The organism is Neisseria sp. P0009.S007, assembly GCF_051962515.1.
In genome coordinates this window covers 1-901 of record NZ_JBQCVF010000663.1, presented here as the reverse complement: position 1 = coordinate 901, position 901 = coordinate 1, and the positions used below count along the sequence as shown (strand labels likewise).

The window sequence follows — 901 nt, the reverse complement described above, 5'->3', positions numbered from 1 at the left end:
TGCTCATGATGATTGCCTTTCTTATTCTGATTTGTAAGATAATAACTAAAGACTGAACAATACGCCTTTCAATATGGTTTTGACAAGTACCCGTCAGCATTAAAGATACCCTTCCCATGCCGTCTGAAACATGCCGTCCTATCCGAAATCCGGCAAATCGTTTAAACTGATACCATTTTTCAGACGGCCTGCCCCAACCGCAGCCAATCCGGAGTAACCCATGAAACTCATCTATACCATCATCAAAATCCTGATTCTTCTTGTTTTCCTCCTGCTGGCCATCACCAATACCCACACCGTATCCTTCTTCTACCTGCCCGGCCAAAACGTCAATCTGCCGCTGATTGTCGTGCTTTTCGGTGCATTTATTATCGGCATCGTGTTCGGTATGTTTGCACTCTTCGGCCGTCTGCTGTTCCTGCGCAGCGAAAACAACCGTCTGCGCGCCGAAGTGAAAAAACACGCCCACCTTTCCGAAAAAGACCTGACTCCGGTCAAAACCGAAACACCGGCAGCGACTTCCGAAACCGCTCCCAAAGCGTAACGCCACCAATCAATAAAGGAATACCATGGACAACGAATTGTGGGTTATCTTATTGCCCATCGTCCTCCTCCCCGTTTTCTTCGCTATGGGCTGGTTTGCTGCGCGCGTCGATATGAAGACCGTTCTGAAACAGGCCAAAAGCATACCGGCCGGCTTTTACAAAAGCCTTGACGCACTCGTTGACCGCAACAGCGGCCGCGCCGCGCGCGAATTGGCGGAAGTGATCGACCAGCAGCCGCAGTCATACGACCTGAACCTGACTTTGGGCAAGCTCTACCGCCAACGCGGCGAAAACGACAAAGCCATCAATATGCACCGCGCCCTGCTCGATTCGCCCGACACAGTCAACGAAAAACG

Annotated in this window: 2 protein-coding genes; both read left to right on the top strand. The window is 50.8% G+C overall.

Annotation, left to right across the window (positions count from 1 at the left end; genetic code table 11):
- Window positions 1-220: 220 nt before the first annotated feature.
- Window positions 221-544 (top strand): LapA family protein, encoded by a 324-nt coding sequence (locus ACTHS3_RS15530; RefSeq protein WP_070608071.1) that lies wholly within the window; start codon window positions 221-223, stop codon window positions 542-544.
- 25 nt (window positions 545-569) lie between these two features.
- A partial coding sequence (locus ACTHS3_RS15525; RefSeq protein ID WP_440368442.1) for a tetratricopeptide repeat protein occupies window positions 570-901 on the top strand: 332 nt, incomplete at its 3' end.

Bases quoted from the DNA above. Each gene is read 5' to 3' on its own strand.
- ACTHS3_RS15530 (WP_070608071.1), top strand. From the start codon at position 221: ATGAAACTCATCTATACCATCATCAAAATCCTGATTCTTCTTGTTTTC.